We start from the raw sequence: 13,472 nt of genomic DNA, 5'->3' as shown, positions 1-13,472 counted from the left end.
TTTCTGCTCCTGGTTTAGGAGACCTGCCGGCTGAAACAAAAAAAGCCGCCAGGTCTGGCGGCTTGTCGGATTTTCGATCTGGAGTTTTCAGATCGAGCGCAATCCTCCCGCCGCCAGCGAGCTACCGTAGCTAAAGTACCAAAACGAGGCGGTCAGGTGGATCATGCGGCTCATATAGTCGATGCCGAAGCGCTTGTCACGTGTCTCGTTCAACGCAATTCCGAACGGGAACCGCCTCACACTTTTCCTGGAATTGCTCTACTCCCCGATCACGCCGGCAATGTTCTGGTCATAATCGACCAACGAGCCGGTCATCACACCGGCCTGGGGGCTCAGCATATAGGTGATCAGCCGGGCAAGCTGCGCGGGCTTGACCAGCTGGCCCATGGGCTGCGCGGCCTCGGCCTTCTCCAACCAGTCATCCGACGCTCCGTGCCATTTTTTCTGGACGATCGCCTCGCCCTCGGTGTCCATCCATCCCGGCAGCACCGCATTGCAGCGGATGCGGTTCCGCCGATAAGCGCTCGCGACGTTCTTGGTCAGCGTCATCAGCGCGCCCTTGCTGGTCGAATAGGGGGTCAGGAAGGACTGGCCGGCATGCGCCGACATCGACAGCACGTTGACGATCGAGCCCGGCGCCTTGCGCTCCAGGAGATGCGCGACGAGGCCCTGCATCAGGAAGAAGGGGCCGCGGACATTGGTGTCGAAGATCTGGTCGAAGAGTTCTTCCGATGTCTCGACCAGCGAGCCTCGCGCGGAAGTGGCGGCGGCGTTGACCAGCGCGTTCAGCGTTCCGAAATGCTTGATCGCGGTCTCGACGGCGCGCTTGCAGTCGGCGACCTTGGCGACATCGGCGCTGATGAAGATGGCGTCGACGCCGCTCTTCTTCAGTGCCGCGACCGCCTTGTCGCCTTTCTCCTGCGAGCGGCCGACCAGCGCCAGCGCGCGGCAGCCCTCGTCGGCCAAGGCTTCCGCAACCGCGAAGCCGATGCCCTGCGCGCCGCCGGTGACGATGGCGCGCGTTTCCGAATTGCGACCGGCCAAACCGTTCATCGCTGTGCTCCTTGGTTACGTTTCGATGGTCTTGCGAGATTCGTCATTCCAGGGCGAAGCAGGAGCGAAGCTCCGTCGCGAAGACCCTGGAATCCATTCCGTGATCTCGCGCGAAGAGTGCCGCGCCGCAGAATTCTGCACCGAAGCAACGCCTCAACGTCACGGAATGGATCCTCGGGTCTTCGCCGCGTCGCTTCGCTCCTTGCTCCGCCCGAGGATGACGACGTGATAAGCGTTCCGGCTAATCGCCAAGCGCTGGAGACGGACAATCCGACCGCCATCGAAATACCTGCCTCATTAAGTCAATCGACGCGGATGGTCTTGCCCGTCTTGGCCGACTGCAAGGCCGCGTCGGCCAGCTTCAGCGCGATCAGCCCGTCCTTGCCGCTCGGCGCCGCCTTCTTGCCGGCAGTTGCCGCGGCGATGAAGGAGGCGATCTCGTTGGCATAGGCGTCGATGTAGCGGGTCATGAAGAAGTCGTGCAGCGGCGGGCGGGTGTAGCCCTTGTCGTTGGCGAGCTCGATCGACACCGGCCGCTGGTTCTCGGCCGCGACCATGCCCTTGGAGCCATGCACCTCGATGCGCTGGTCGTAGCCATAGGTGGCGCGGCGCGAATTGGAGATGACGGCCTGCTTGCCGGAGGCGGTCTCGAGGATGACGCTGACCGAATCGAAATCGCCGGCTTCGCCAATCTTCTTGTCGACCAGCACTGAAGCGTGCGCGCTGACCGCCACCGGCTCCTCGCCGAGCAGGAAGCGCGCCATGTCGAAATCATGGATGGTCATGTCGCGAAAAATGCCGCCGGAGCGGGCGATGTAGTCGAGCGGCGGGGCGCCCGGATCGCGCGAGGTGATGGTGACCATCTCGACCGTGCCGATGGCGCCGTCGTCGATCGCCTTGCGCACGGCGGCGAAATGCGGGTCGAAGCGGCGGTTGAAGCCGACCATCAGCGTGGCCTTGGTCTTCTCGACAACGGCCAGGCATTTTTCGACCCGCTCGACGGAGAGATCGATCGGCTTCTCGCAGAAGATCGCCTTGCCGGCCTTGGCGAAGCGCTCGATCAGATCGGCATGGGTGTCGGTCGGGGTGCAGATGATGACGGCGTCGATGTCCTTGGCCTGCTCGATGGCATCGATCGTGCGGACTTCGGCGCCGTAGGCGGAGGCGAGCTCAGTCGCCGCTTTCTCGAAGGCATCCGCCACGGCAACCAGTTTTGCCTGCGGATTTGAGCCGACGGCGCGGGCATGCACTTTGCCGATACGACCGGCGCCGAGAAGAGCGAAGCGGAGAGTCATGGAATATCCTTCGAGATGGTTCAGAAAGCTGTCCGCGCGCCGGCGCGGATGATTGGTTGATCCCGTCGCGGCGTCCGTCAGGCGGCCTGCAGTTCCGCCTGTCCGGTCTTGGCGCCGGTTATGTAGGCGACGATGTCGTTGCCGTCGGTGTCCTGCTTGCGCAAATTGGCGACGATGCGGCCGCGGCGGAAGACGACGATGCGGTCGACCAGGTCGAACACCTGGCGCATGTTGTGGCTGACCAGGATCAGCGGCTCGCCGTTTTCCTTCAGCGTACGGATGATGTTTTCGACCTGCGCGGTTTCCTGCACGCCGAGCGCCGCCGTCGGCTCGTCCATGATGATCAGCTTGGAGGCGAAGGTCGCGGTCCTGGCGATCGCGACGCATTGGCGCTGGCCGCCAGACATGTGGCGGATGGTGCTGGACAGGTTCGGGATCTTCACCGCCGTGCGGACAAGCGCTGCCTCGGTCGCCTTGCGCATCGCCTTGCGGTCCAGAATCGAGAACGGCCCGAGGTTGAAGAGCACCTTCTCGCGGCCGAGGAACAGGTTCGACGGCACGTCGAGATCGTCGGCCAGCGCAAGGTTCTGGAACACGGTCTCGATGCCCGCCTCGCGCGCCTCGATCGGGCCGGCAAAGTTCACCTCCTTGCCGTCGAACCAGATCTTGCCGTCGGTGCGCTGCTCGACGCCGGTGATCTGACGCACGAAGGTCGACTTGCCGGCGCCGTTGTCGCCCATGATGGCGACATGCTCGCCCTTGCGCAGCTCGAAATTTGCCTCCTGCAAGGCGTGCACGCCGCCATAATGCTTGGTGAGGTTTTCGGTCTTCAGAACGATGTCGGACATGGTCAAGCTCCTATCGCGCGGCGGCGCTGGCGCCATTGATCGAGAACGACCGCGCCGACGATGATCACGCCCTTGACCATCTCCTGATAATAGGCGTCGAGGCGCAGGAAGGTGAAGCCGGAAATGATGACGCCGAAGATCAGCGAGCCGATGACGGTGCCGATGATCGAGCCGCGGCCTCCCGACAGCGAGACGCCGCCGATGACCGCCATGGCGATGGCGTCGAGCTCGTACATGACGCCCATGCCGGCCTGGGCGGTGAGATTCTTGGACGACAGCACCACGGCGGCGAGGGCGGCCAGGATGCCGGCAATGGCATAGACCAGTACCTTGTGGTTGGCAATCTTGATGCCCGACATGCGCGCGGCATCCTCATTGGAGCCGATCGCATAGCAATGCTTGCCGTATTTCGTATAGCTCAGGATGAGCTGGAACAGGAGCGCCAGCGAGATGAAGATGACGACAGGCATCAGGCCCTTGCCGATGGCCGCGAAGCTGTCGGTCGGGAACGAGATCGGCTGGCCCTTCGACCACCATTTGGCGATGCCGCGGGCGGTAACCATCATGCCGAGCGTGGCGATGAACGGCGGAATGCGGGTATAGGCGATCAACAGGCCGTTGATCAGGCCGGCGATCAGTCCGCAGCCGATCGCGACCAGCACCGGCACGATGACCGGCAGGTCGGTCCAGCCATAGTCGATGAACATCGCCTTGGGATTGGGATTGCCGTTGACGGTCGCAACCTGCGCGAAGCTCATGGCGATCATGGCGGTGGCGCCGACGATGGAGCCCGAGGACAGGTCAATGCCGCCGCAGATGATCACCTGGGTGACGCCGATGGCGATGATGCCGACGATCGAGACCTGCAGGATGATGATCTGCAGGCGCTGCTCGTTGAAAAGGCCCGACACATTCTCGCGCGTGTTGAACAGGAAGCTGTCGCCGAGGAAGATGCGGCCGATCAGCTCGAAGGCGACGACGAGGATGACCAGCGCCAGGAACACGTTGAACTCGGCCGGCCATGGACGCTTCTTGGCGTCATAGCTCAACCCGCCAATGCCATGCGATGTCTGTGACACGTCTTCTTCCTCCGAATGACCGCGCCCCGTTCTCCCGCCCTGTCGGGCGGGAGAGGAACAGAGCGGCGCCGCTTCGCCAGCAGCCGATTTCAGCCAGGCCGATGCGTCGCGGCACCACCCCGCGGTTTGTCTTCACGCAATTCCGTACCGAAAATCGTTCCTGGAATTGCGCCGGCGCGCCTCAGTTCTTCTTCAAGAACTTGTCGATGTTCGCCGGAGTGACGAGCTGGAACGGGATATAGACTTTGTGTTCCACCTTTTCGCCCTTGGCGAGCTTCAGCGCCGCATCGAGCGCACCGGCGCCCTGGCCGGCAGCGTCCTGGAAGACCGTCACGTCGAGGTCGCCTGCCTGCATCGCGGCCAACGCGTCCTGGGTGGCGTCGACGCCGCCGACGACCACCGACTTCATGTCGATGTTGGCGGCCTTCATCGCCTGGATGGCGCCGATGGCGCTTTCGTCGTTGTTGGCGATGACGCCATCGAACGCCTTGCCCGACGACAACCAGTTGGTCATCAGGTTCTGCGCCTGGTCACGATCCCAGTTCGAGGTCTGCTTGTCGATGATCTTGATGAAGCTGCAGTCCGGCGTGGCGATGACTTCCTCGATGTCCTTCGTGCGCTGCACCGCGGCCTGGTTCGAGAGCTCGCCCATGATCACGTAGACATTGGCTTCCTTCTTGCCGGCTTCCTTGAACAGGCGGCAGGCTTCCTTGGTCTCGAGGGTGCCGGATTCCGCCTCGTTCGACGCGACGAAAGCCTGGTTGTCCGGCAGCGAGTCGACATTGACCGGCTGGCGGTTGACATAGACCAGCGGGACCTTGGCCGCGGCGGCCGCGTCCGACATTGCCTGGGTGGCCGAGGTATCGACCGGATTGACGATAATGGCGTCGACACCCGAGGCGGCGAAGTTCTTGATCTGGTCGAGCTGCTTGGCCACGTCGTTCTGCGCATCCTCGACCTGCAATTCGACGCCGCTCATGCCCTTGGCCTGCGCGATCATGCCGTTGCGCAGCACGGTCAGGAAGTTGTCGTCGAACTTGGCCATCGAAACGCCGATCTTGGCGGCGAAGGCGGATGAACACATCAGCGCCGAAAGCGTGACGCCCAAAAGCAGTTTCTTCATTTTATTCTCCTCCACTTGGTGTCCGGCTGCACCCATTTGGACCGGAATCCCCGGTTTGCCCGGGGAATCTCTCCCTGCGGCCATACGGCGTCCCAACTCGACTGGAACGCCTCTTCCTCCGTTCGCACAGGCGTTCCGGAACGAAAGAACCAAAAAGCCTAGTTAGTGAAATATTCATTCCATTTCGTTTTGGAAACGTCAAGGGCGATTCCGACGAGATTGGCCGGTTTTTCGGTCCCGATCGTCGAAACCCGAGCCCGAATCGAAGCAAATCGCCATGAAAGAATCCATCAGCCTGATGGATTCTTTCACATCGACCCGATTGCAAACGCCGGGAATTGGCTGAAGCCGCCCCAACCTCGTCATTCTATGGCGAAGCAAGGAGCGAATCGACGCGATGGGCGTTTCGACCAATCTCCAACGCGTGCCGCCTGCCAACGCAAACGGGCGACCGATCACAATTCCTGCGGCGGAGCTTCTAGATGTTTTCCGGCAGATAGATATCGAAGGGCAGGAAGGTCTGCCCCGGCGCATTGGCGGCGCCGCTTTCGATGGCATGAGCCATCAGCCCCAGGAGTTCCCGGCAGAGCGCGGCGAGCGGCGTCGAGATCACCATGGTGAGGATGTTGTCGGCAAGTGCTGCGCGCGAGACGGCGTTGATCTCGTTGCAGATGACGACCGGCATAACCGCCGGGTTTGCCGTTCTCAGCGCCGAGACGGCGCCTTCCATGCCGCCGCCGGCGACATAGCAACCGGCAAGATCGGGATGGCGCGCCAGAAGATCGAGCATGGCGTCATGCGTCACGTCATTCGCCTCGAGGTTGACCAGCGTCTCCATCACGGTGAAATCCGGCGCGTGCTCGCGGAAATAGGAGCGGAAGCCGATCTCGCGCAGCTCGTGGCCATGGAAGCGGTGGCTGCCGACGAAGAGCGCCACCTTGCCCGGCTTCCTGGCGGCCTTGGCGATCATCCATGCGGCGCTGCGTCCGACCTTGCGGTTGTCGAGACCGACATAGCCCTCGCGGATGCCGGCGGCAAAATCGGACAGCAGGGAGAAGACCGGCTGCCCCCTCGCCTTCAGCGCCTCCACCACCGCCGTCAGCGTCGGGTGATCCGGACCGACAACGGCGATGGCTCTCGACTTGGCCGCCAGCCTGCGCATCTGGCCCGCAATCTCATCGGGCGCCAGCGACGTGGCGAAGTCGATCGCGGCAGTGCCACGGAAACGTTGCGACTGCGAAACCGCCAGCTCGAGCTCCCTGGCAAAATCGCCATAGAAGACGTCATTGCCCCTCAGCAGCAGGAAGCCGAGCCGGTATTCCGGCAATTCCTGGCGCATGCGCTGCTTGATCAGCCCCGCCGCGTGGTAGCCGATCTCGGTGGCGGCCTCATACACCCGGCGCGCCGTCTCCTCGCGCACCGGCAGGCGGCTGTTCAGCACCCTGTCGACGGTGGCGACGCTGACGCCCGAGACGCGCGCGAGATCGCTAATGGTCGGCCGCTTTGCCATGAATGCTCCATTGCTTGTCCGACTCAGCATATCTCACTCTGATAGGAAATGATAGAAACTATCTTCCTGATGTTGAGACTATCATGAGCCGGCGGTATGGTGAAGTGGAAGCCGGCCATGAACGAGCCCAGACCTGCTAAACCGTTCGCCAGGCGCTGTTGGAGGAAGCTCAATGACTGCCATGACGTCTTCGTCGGCGTCGCCACGCGACTACAGCCTGACCGGCCGCGACGCCAACCTCGCGGTCGAGAACGGGCTGGCGGCGGCCGAGTGGTACCATACCGAGATCCCGCGCAAGCAGATGAAGGAGCTGATGCAGCGCTCCGACCAGCCGGCGATCCGCGACACCATCATCTGGCTCGGCGCGCTGATCCTCAGCGGCGCGGGCGGTGCCTGGTTCTGGGGCAGCTGGTGGTGCGTGCCATTCTTCTTCGTCTATGGCACGCTCTACGGCTCCTCGACCGATTCCCGCTGGCACGAATGCGGCCATGGCACCGCCTTCCGCACCCAGTGGATGAACGACGCCGTCTACCAGCTCGCCTGCTTCATGATCATGCGCAATCCGGTGACATGGCGCTGGAGCCATACACGCCACCATACCGACACCATCATCGTCGGCCGCGACCCGGAGATCGCCGTCATGCGGCCGCCGGATCTGCTGCGCGTCGTCTTGAACTTCTTCGGCATTCTCGATGCCTCGCATGCCATGACCGACATGCTGCGCAACGCTGCTGGCGTCATCAGCGCGGCGGAAAAGACCTTCATCCCCGAACAGGAACAGCCGAAGGCCATCCGCGTCGCCCGCATATGGCTCACCATCTATATCGCGACGATCGCCCCGGCGCTCTATCTGCATTCCTGGCTGCCGCCGCTGCTGATCGGCCTGCCCCGCCTCTACGGCGCCTGGCATCACGTCATGACCGGACTGCTGCAGCATGGCGGGCTGGCCGAGAACGTCATCGATCACCGGCTGAACAGCCGCACCGTCTACATGAACCCGATCAGCCGCTTCATCTATTGGAACATGAATTACCATGTGGAGCACCACATGTTCCCGATGGTGCCCTATCACGCGCTGCCGAAGCTGCACGAGATGATCAAGCACGATCTGCCGGCGCCGACGCCGTCGATCCTGGCCGGCTATCGCGAGATGATCCCGGCCTTCCTGCGCCAGCTGCGCAACGAGGATTATTTCCTCAAGCGCGCGCTGCCGCCGACGGCGAAGCCCTACCGGGAAGAGCTGCACAACGACAATCCGGTGGCGGCCGCGGCCGAGTAGCGTAACCAACCGATTTTCGCGGAGAACGAGATGAGCGACTGGGTCGAGGCCTGCGCGGCCGGAGACATCGACGAAGAGGACGTGATGCGGTTCGACCATGCCGGCCGCACCTTCGCCATCTACCGCAGCCCCGACGACGAATATTTCGCGACCGACGGGCTGTGCACGCATGAAAAGGTGCACCTGGCCGACGGGCTGGTGATGGACGACATCATCGAATGCCCGAAGCACAACGGCCGCTTCAATTACAAGACCGGTGACGCGCGCGGCGCGCCGGTCTGCGTCAACCTCAAGACCTATCCGGTCAAGGTCGACGCCGGCAAAGTTCTTGTTCAGGTCGGGTGACGCTGATGACGGGAGGAATGGTGGTCATCGGAGCCGGCGAATGCGGCGGGCGCGCCGCGCTCGCCCTGCGCGATCTCGGCTTCGAGGGGCCGGTGACGCTGGTCGGCGATGAGCCGCATCTGCCATACGAGCGGCCGCCGCTGTCGAAGGAAGCGATGACCGGCGAGGCGCCGGCCATCAAGGCGATCGCCACCGACGCGCTGTTCGCCGAACGCTCGATCCGCCACATCCATTCCGTCCGGGCCGTCGCGGTCGATCGTGCCGCGCATGTCGTGCAACTGTCGGACGGATCCTCCCTGCCATATCAAAAGCTTTTGCTGGCGACCGGATCCGTGCCGCGCACGCTGCCGATGCCGGGTCTCGGGGGGCGTTGCGTCTATCTCAGGACGTTCAACGACGCTTTGGCCATTCGCGCTCATCTCGGCGCCGGCAACCGCGTCGCCATTATCGGCGGCGGCTTCATCGGCCTCGAGCTTGCCGCCGCGGCGCGCAAGCTAGGCGCGGCCGTCACCGTCATCGAGGCGCAGCCGCGCATCCTGATGCGCGGCGTGCCGGCCGAGATCGCCGAGATCATCCACAAGGCGCATGAGGCCGAGGGCGTTGCGATCCGCACCGGCCAGGGGATCGCGGCGATTGCCGATGACGGCGCGGAGGTCGGCATCACATTGGCCGACGGGCAGGCCATCGTCGCCGATCTCGCGGTGATCGGCATCGGCGCCGTGCCGGTGACCGCGCTTGCCGCTGAGGCGGGGCTGGCCATCGACAACGGCATCGCCGTGGACGAATATTTGCGCACCGCCGACCCGGATATCTTCGCCGCCGGCGATTGCTGCTCGTTCCCGCTCGCCGTCTATGGCGGACGGCGCGTGCGCCTCGAAGCCTGGCGCAACGCCCAGGAACAGGGCGCCTTGGCCGCGAAGAACATGCTGGGCGCCGGCGAGGCGCATGCCGCCGTGCCGTGGTTCTGGTCGGATCAGTATGGGCTGACCCTGCAGATCGCCGGGCTGTCGGACGAAGGCAAGAGTATCGTGCGGCGCGACCTCGACGACGGCGCCTTCATCCTGTTCCATCTGGCCGAGGATGGCAGGCTGGTGGCCGCCAGCGGCATCGGCCCCGGCAATGCGGTGGCGCGCGACATCCGGTTGGCGGAAATGCTGATCGCCAAGCGGGCGAGCCCGGCGCCGGAAGCGCTCGGCTCGCAAGCGGTCAAGCTGAAGTCGCTGCTGGCGGCGTGATTTTCCCTAATCGCGGGAGGTCGCGCTGCCCCTCATCTGCCTGCCGGCATATCCTTCGTCATTCTAGGGCGGAGCAAGGAGCGAAGCGACGCGCGCAGACCCTAGAATCCATGCCGTGACGCACGAGCACCGCAGCGGCGCAGAACGATCACCAGCCAATTCCGCGAAAGAGCTCGAACCATTCCGGGTTGGCTTTCTCTATGAGCTCGACCTTCCATCGCCGTGGCCAGCGCTTCAACGACGTCTCACGCTGAATGGCATCGGCGAGGTCGAAATACTCCTCGTGCCAGACCAAACGCTGCACACCATAGCGGCTGGTGAAGCTGGAGCCTTGGCCAGTCTTGTGCTCCGACATCCGACGCGCCAGGTCGTTGGTGACACCGATATAGATCGTGCCGCCTTTCTGGCTTGCGGTCATGTAGACATAGCCGGTCATCTGGCGATCTTAGCTGGCGCCGTTATCGGCGGCTATTCTGGACCGCTGCATTCTCCGGCCAATGTCACGGCATGGATTCTAGGGTCTGCGCGCGTCGCTTCGCTCCTTGCTCCGCCCTAGAATGACGAAAGGATGGGGTCGCGGGTCTTGAGGGGCAGCGCGAATGTGACGCCCTAAAACAGCGCCTTCAACTCATCCAGCTTGTCGTTGACCAGCCAGCCGTAATAATTTTCCTCGGGCAGCCTTTCCGGCTCGCCGGCGGCGCGGCGCTTGTCGTTCTCGGCCTTCAGAGCATAAGCGCGCTCTTCGGGGTTGCCGACATTGTAGAGCGTGGCGGTGAGGCCCGGATTTTTCGAGATGTCGAAGCCGGCGATGCCGCGGTAGGCGTCAATCGACTTCCTGATGGTCGCGGCCACGTAAGGCAGCGTCAGGTCCGGGTCCATGATAGTCTTATAGACCGCGTTGGGATCGCCGACGTCGAGCCTGGGCAAGCCCGAGACCTTGTGCACGAGGTCGCTCATCTGCAACGCAGTCAGCGGGTTCAACTGGCCGAGGCCGAAGGTCTGGCCGGCATAATAAGGCTGGAAGAAGGTGGCGCCGAAGCGATCGTTGGGGAAATCCTCGCCGCCGACGCTCTTGCCGCGGAAGGCGCGGTTCCACACCTGCTCGCGGCATTCCCAAAGGTCGTAGCTGTCGTCCATGCCGGCGCATTTCTCGAATTCCGGCCGCTGGATGAAATCCGAGACGTCCTCGCCGTGATAGGCGAAAGAGAGCTTGCTCGACAAATAGGAGATCGCCTTCACGTAATAGGTCTGCAGACGGTCGTAGGCGTCGACATTGTAGGTATGCTCGCCGACGATGGCGCCGACGATATGCATGGGATCGATACCGTAGGCTGCTGCCGCCTTCCTGATCTTGCCGCGCAGCTCGGCGTCGTTCTGCAACAGCGCGTAGACCTTGCGGTACTTGGCCTGGAAGGTGGTGTTGGTGGCCTGAGTGCGCCGGCTGGAGGCGCCTGGAATATCCGGCTGCACGCTGTTGCGGTTGCCTGGGGGCACGATGGTCGCGGCATCGGCGGTCGCCACCGCCGCCGCCAGGGCCATGCCGAGAAAAAGCAGGATAAGTTTCTTCATACGCCGCCGCCTTCGAATGCGCGGCAAACTAGGTAAAGCGCATGGCAGAGTCGAGAGACGGCTTCGAGCTGTCAGCGAAAATGGTGGCCAGATGCTTCCATTTGGCCACACTTTGGATTCGAAGGGCGTTTCAGGCCGGCCTGAGCCGGCCCGAAATCGGGGCATTGGGCGGGCGTTTCAGGCCGGCTCGAAGGCCAGCCCGAAACCCAGATAGAGCTTAAAGAATAAACCGCGACAGGTCGGTGTTTCTGGACAGGTCGCCGACATGCTTCTCGACATAGGCGGCGTCGATGGTGACCGCCGTGCCGTGGCGGTCCGGCGCGTCGTAGGAAATCTCGTCCAGCACACGCTCCATCACCGTCTGCAGGCGCCGGGCGCCGATATTCTCGACGCTGGCGTTGAGGTCGACGGCGATGCCGGCGAGCGAATCGATGGCGTCGTCGGTGAAGGTCAGCTCGACGCCTTCGGTCTTCATCAGCGCGATATACTGCTTGATGAGGCTAGCCTCAGTCTCGGTGAGGATGCGGATGAAATCCGCCTTCTCCAGCGCGCGCAGCTCGACACGAATTGGCAGGCGGCCCTGCAGCTCCGGCAGCAGGTCGGAAGGCTTGGAGACATGGAAGGCGCCCGAAGCGATGAACAATATATGGTCGGTCTTGATCGGCCCATACTTGGTCGCGACCGTGGTGCCTTCGACCAGCGGCAGCAGGTCGCGCTGCACGCCTTCGCGCGACGGGCCGCCCGAAATGTCGCTCCTGGCGGCGATCTTGTCGATCTCGTCGAGGAAGACGATGCCGTCATTCTCGGCCGATTCCAGCGCCCTGCGCACCACCTCGTCTTGGTCGAGCAGCTTGTCGGACTCGTCGTTGACCAACAGCGCATAGGAATCGCGCACCGTGGTCTTGCGGGTCTTGGTCCTGCGGCCGCCCATCGCCTTCGAAAGCATGTCGTTGATGTTGAGGACGCCGACATTGGCGCCCGGCATGCCGGGGATCTCGAAGCCCGGCATGCCGCCGGTGCCGGTGTCGGCCACCTCGATCTCGATCTCCTTGTCGTCGAGCTCGCCGTCGCGCAGCTTCTTGCGGAAGGAGTCGCGGGTCGCCGGGCTCGCCGTCTTGCCGACCAGCGCTTCCAGCACGCGTTCCTCGGCGTTGATCTGGGCGCGCGCGGCGACGTCCTCGCGCATCTTCTCGCGCGTCAGGCCGATGGCGACCTCGACGAGATCGCGCACGATCTGCTCGACATCGCGGCCGACATAACCGACCTCGGTGAATTTCGTGGCCTCGACCTTGACGAAGGGCGCGCCGGCGAGCCGCGCCAGACGCCGCGAGATCTCGGTCTTGCCGACCCCGGTCGGGCCGATCATCAGGATGTTCTTCGGCATCACCTCTTCGCGCATCTGGCCTTCCAGCTGCTGGCGGCGCCAGCGGTTGCGCAAGGCAATGGCCACGGCGCGCTTGGCGTCCTTCTGGCCGATGATGAAGCGATCGAGTTCCGAAACGATTTCGCGGGGAGAAAATGTGCTCATATTACTCAAATTCCACTTTGCCACTGCCTGATAAACTCGAACGGATGCAGCAGCATGATCACGTTGAGCGTCAGATTGTCCCGGATGATGTAACCCGTGCCGAACTCGAAGATGAGCGCCAGGGCCACGACCACCCATATAGGTAGCTTTCGCGCCATCACAAATCCCAGCGCCATGAACAGCGTGTCGGACACCGAGTTGATGATCGAGTCGCCGTAATAGTTGAGCGAGATGGTGCCGGCGCGGTAGCGGTCAATGATGAAGGGGCTGTTTTCCAGGATCTCCCAGCCGCCTTCGATGAGGACGGCGAAGGCGAGCCTTAAGCCCACCGGCGAGCGCGGGAACAGCGCCCAGGCCAGCGCATAGAACAGGAAGCCGTGGATGATGTGCGAGAAGGTGTACCAGTCGGCGATGTGCTGGGAGTTCTCCGAACTGTTGACCACGCCATGCCAAAGCTTGACGTAACCGCAGGTGCAGATCGGCGGATGGCCCATGCCGTACAAGGCGCCTGCCTGGAATATGATAAAGGCGAGCACGAGCAGCAGGCCCATGCGCCAGCTGTCTTCATAGGCCGAAAGCGTCTTGTCCCCTCCGGATGCGGTCATTCA

Annotated in this window: 14 protein-coding genes; 3 read left to right on the top strand and 11 right to left on the bottom strand. The window is 63.2% G+C overall.

Annotation, left to right across the window (positions count from 1 at the left end):
• Positions 1-87: 87 nt before the first annotated feature.
• The 7 genes from LB525_RS28585 to LB525_RS20535 form a co-directional block, all read right to left on the bottom strand.
• On the bottom strand, positions 88-213 hold the full coding sequence (locus LB525_RS28585; protein ID WP_263492840.1) for a hypothetical protein: 126 nt from the start codon (positions 211-213) through the stop codon (positions 88-90).
• 45 nt (positions 214-258) lie between these two features.
• Positions 259-1,053 (bottom strand): SDR family oxidoreductase, encoded by a 795-nt coding sequence (locus LB525_RS20560; RefSeq protein WP_224546367.1) that lies wholly within the window; start codon positions 1,051-1,053, stop codon positions 259-261.
• A 302-nt stretch (positions 1,054-1,355) separates the two neighbouring features.
• Positions 1,356-2,348 (bottom strand): inositol 2-dehydrogenase, encoded by a 993-nt coding sequence (gene iolG, locus LB525_RS20555; protein WP_140843573.1) that lies wholly within the window; start codon positions 2,346-2,348, stop codon positions 1,356-1,358.
• Positions 2,349-2,425: 77 nt separating this feature from the next.
• On the bottom strand, positions 2,426-3,196 hold the full coding sequence (locus tag LB525_RS20550; protein ID WP_095768022.1) for an ATP-binding cassette domain-containing protein: 771 nt from the start codon (positions 3,194-3,196) through the stop codon (positions 2,426-2,428).
• A 2-nt stretch (positions 3,197-3,198) separates the two neighbouring features.
• Positions 3,199-4,275 (bottom strand): ABC transporter permease, encoded by a 1,077-nt coding sequence (locus tag LB525_RS20545; RefSeq protein WP_224546365.1) that lies wholly within the window; start codon positions 4,273-4,275, stop codon positions 3,199-3,201.
• Positions 4,276-4,456: 181 nt separating this feature from the next.
• Entirely contained in the window at positions 4,457-5,398 is a 942-nt protein-coding gene (locus LB525_RS20540; protein WP_224546363.1) for a sugar ABC transporter substrate-binding protein, read from the bottom strand.
• A 478-nt stretch (positions 5,399-5,876) separates the two neighbouring features.
• Positions 5,877-6,908, bottom strand: a complete 1,032-nt coding sequence (locus tag LB525_RS20535) for a LacI family DNA-binding transcriptional regulator (protein WP_224514940.1) — start codon at positions 6,906-6,908, stop codon at positions 5,877-5,879.
• Positions 6,909-7,080: 172 nt separating this feature from the next.
• On the opposite strand from LB525_RS20535, the gene LB525_RS20530 reads away from it, so the two are divergent.
• The 3 genes from LB525_RS20530 to LB525_RS20520 are packed head-to-tail and all read left to right on the top strand — an operon-like array spanning position 7,081 to position 9,767.
• Positions 7,081-8,187: a fatty acid desaturase family protein gene (locus LB525_RS20530; protein WP_224546361.1), complete on the top strand. Its 1,107-nt coding sequence runs from the start codon at positions 7,081-7,083 to the stop codon at positions 8,185-8,187.
• Positions 8,188-8,217: 30 nt separating this feature from the next.
• Positions 8,218-8,532, top strand: a complete 315-nt coding sequence (locus LB525_RS20525; protein WP_140674315.1) for a MocE family 2Fe-2S type ferredoxin — start codon at positions 8,218-8,220, stop codon at positions 8,530-8,532.
• 5 nt (positions 8,533-8,537) lie between these two features.
• Positions 8,538-9,767, top strand: a complete 1,230-nt coding sequence (locus LB525_RS20520) for an NAD(P)/FAD-dependent oxidoreductase (protein ID WP_224546359.1) — start codon at positions 8,538-8,540, stop codon at positions 9,765-9,767.
• A gap of 148 nt (positions 9,768-9,915) precedes the next feature.
• On the opposite strand, the gene LB525_RS20515 is transcribed toward LB525_RS20520, so the two are convergent.
• From LB525_RS20515 to LB525_RS20500, 4 genes are all read right to left on the bottom strand, one after another.
• On the bottom strand, positions 9,916-10,203 hold the full coding sequence (locus LB525_RS20515; RefSeq protein ID WP_224546357.1) for a GIY-YIG nuclease family protein: 288 nt from the start codon (positions 10,201-10,203) through the stop codon (positions 9,916-9,918).
• Positions 10,204-10,376: 173 nt separating this feature from the next.
• Positions 10,377-11,411 (bottom strand): DUF1402 family protein, encoded by a 1,035-nt coding sequence (locus LB525_RS20510; protein WP_411971035.1) that lies wholly within the window; start codon positions 11,409-11,411, stop codon positions 10,377-10,379.
• 142 nt (positions 11,412-11,553) lie between these two features.
• Positions 11,554-12,864 (bottom strand): ATP-dependent protease ATPase subunit HslU, encoded by a 1,311-nt coding sequence (hslU, locus tag LB525_RS20505; RefSeq protein ID WP_224546353.1) that lies wholly within the window; start codon positions 12,862-12,864, stop codon positions 11,554-11,556.
• A gap of 5 nt (positions 12,865-12,869) precedes the next feature.
• Positions 12,870-13,469, bottom strand: a complete 600-nt coding sequence (locus tag LB525_RS20500; RefSeq protein WP_224546351.1) for a DUF2585 domain-containing protein — start codon at positions 13,467-13,469, stop codon at positions 12,870-12,872.
• Positions 13,470-13,472 lie beyond the last annotated feature (3 nt).

This window comes from Mesorhizobium sp. CA16, assembly GCF_020165175.1.
In the GTDB taxonomy this organism is placed as follows: domain Bacteria; phylum Pseudomonadota; class Alphaproteobacteria; order Rhizobiales; family Rhizobiaceae; genus Mesorhizobium.
Note: the sequence above shows the minus strand (reverse complement) of the source record. Positions and strands in the feature narration are given on the sequence as shown.

What these genes read in the sequence shown, in the direction of transcription:
- LB525_RS20550 (WP_095768022.1), bottom strand. Translation starts at nt 3,196, where the DNA reads ATGTCCGACATCGTTCTGAAGACCGAAAACCTCACCAAGCATTATGGC.
- LB525_RS20500 (WP_224546351.1), bottom strand. Translation starts at nt 13,469, where the DNA reads ATGACCGCATCCGGAGGGGACAAGACGCTTTCGGCCTATGAAGACAGC.
- LB525_RS20540 (WP_224546363.1), bottom strand. Translation starts at nt 5,398, where the DNA reads ATGAAGAAACTGCTTTTGGGCGTCACGCTTTCGGCGCTGATGTGTTCA.
- LB525_RS20530 (WP_224546361.1), top strand. Translation starts at nt 7,081, where the DNA reads ATGACTGCCATGACGTCTTCGTCGGCGTCGCCACGCGACTACAGCCTG.
- LB525_RS20525 (WP_140674315.1), top strand. Translation starts at nt 8,218, where the DNA reads ATGAGCGACTGGGTCGAGGCCTGCGCGGCCGGAGACATCGACGAAGAG.
- LB525_RS20515 (WP_224546357.1), bottom strand. Translation starts at nt 10,203, where the DNA reads ATGACCGGCTATGTCTACATGACCGCAAGCCAGAAAGGCGGCACGATC.
- LB525_RS20560 (WP_224546367.1), bottom strand. Translation starts at nt 1,053, where the DNA reads ATGAACGGTTTGGCCGGTCGCAATTCGGAAACGCGCGCCATCGTCACC.
- LB525_RS20520 (WP_224546359.1), top strand. Translation starts at nt 8,538, where the DNA reads ATGACGGGAGGAATGGTGGTCATCGGAGCCGGCGAATGCGGCGGGCGC.
- LB525_RS20535 (WP_224514940.1), bottom strand. Translation starts at nt 6,908, where the DNA reads ATGGCAAAGCGGCCGACCATTAGCGATCTCGCGCGCGTCTCGGGCGTC.
- hslU (WP_224546353.1), bottom strand. Translation starts at nt 12,864, where the DNA reads ATGAGCACATTTTCTCCCCGCGAAATCGTTTCGGAACTCGATCGCTTC.
- iolG (WP_140843573.1), bottom strand. Translation starts at nt 2,348, where the DNA reads ATGACTCTCCGCTTCGCTCTTCTCGGCGCCGGTCGTATCGGCAAAGTG.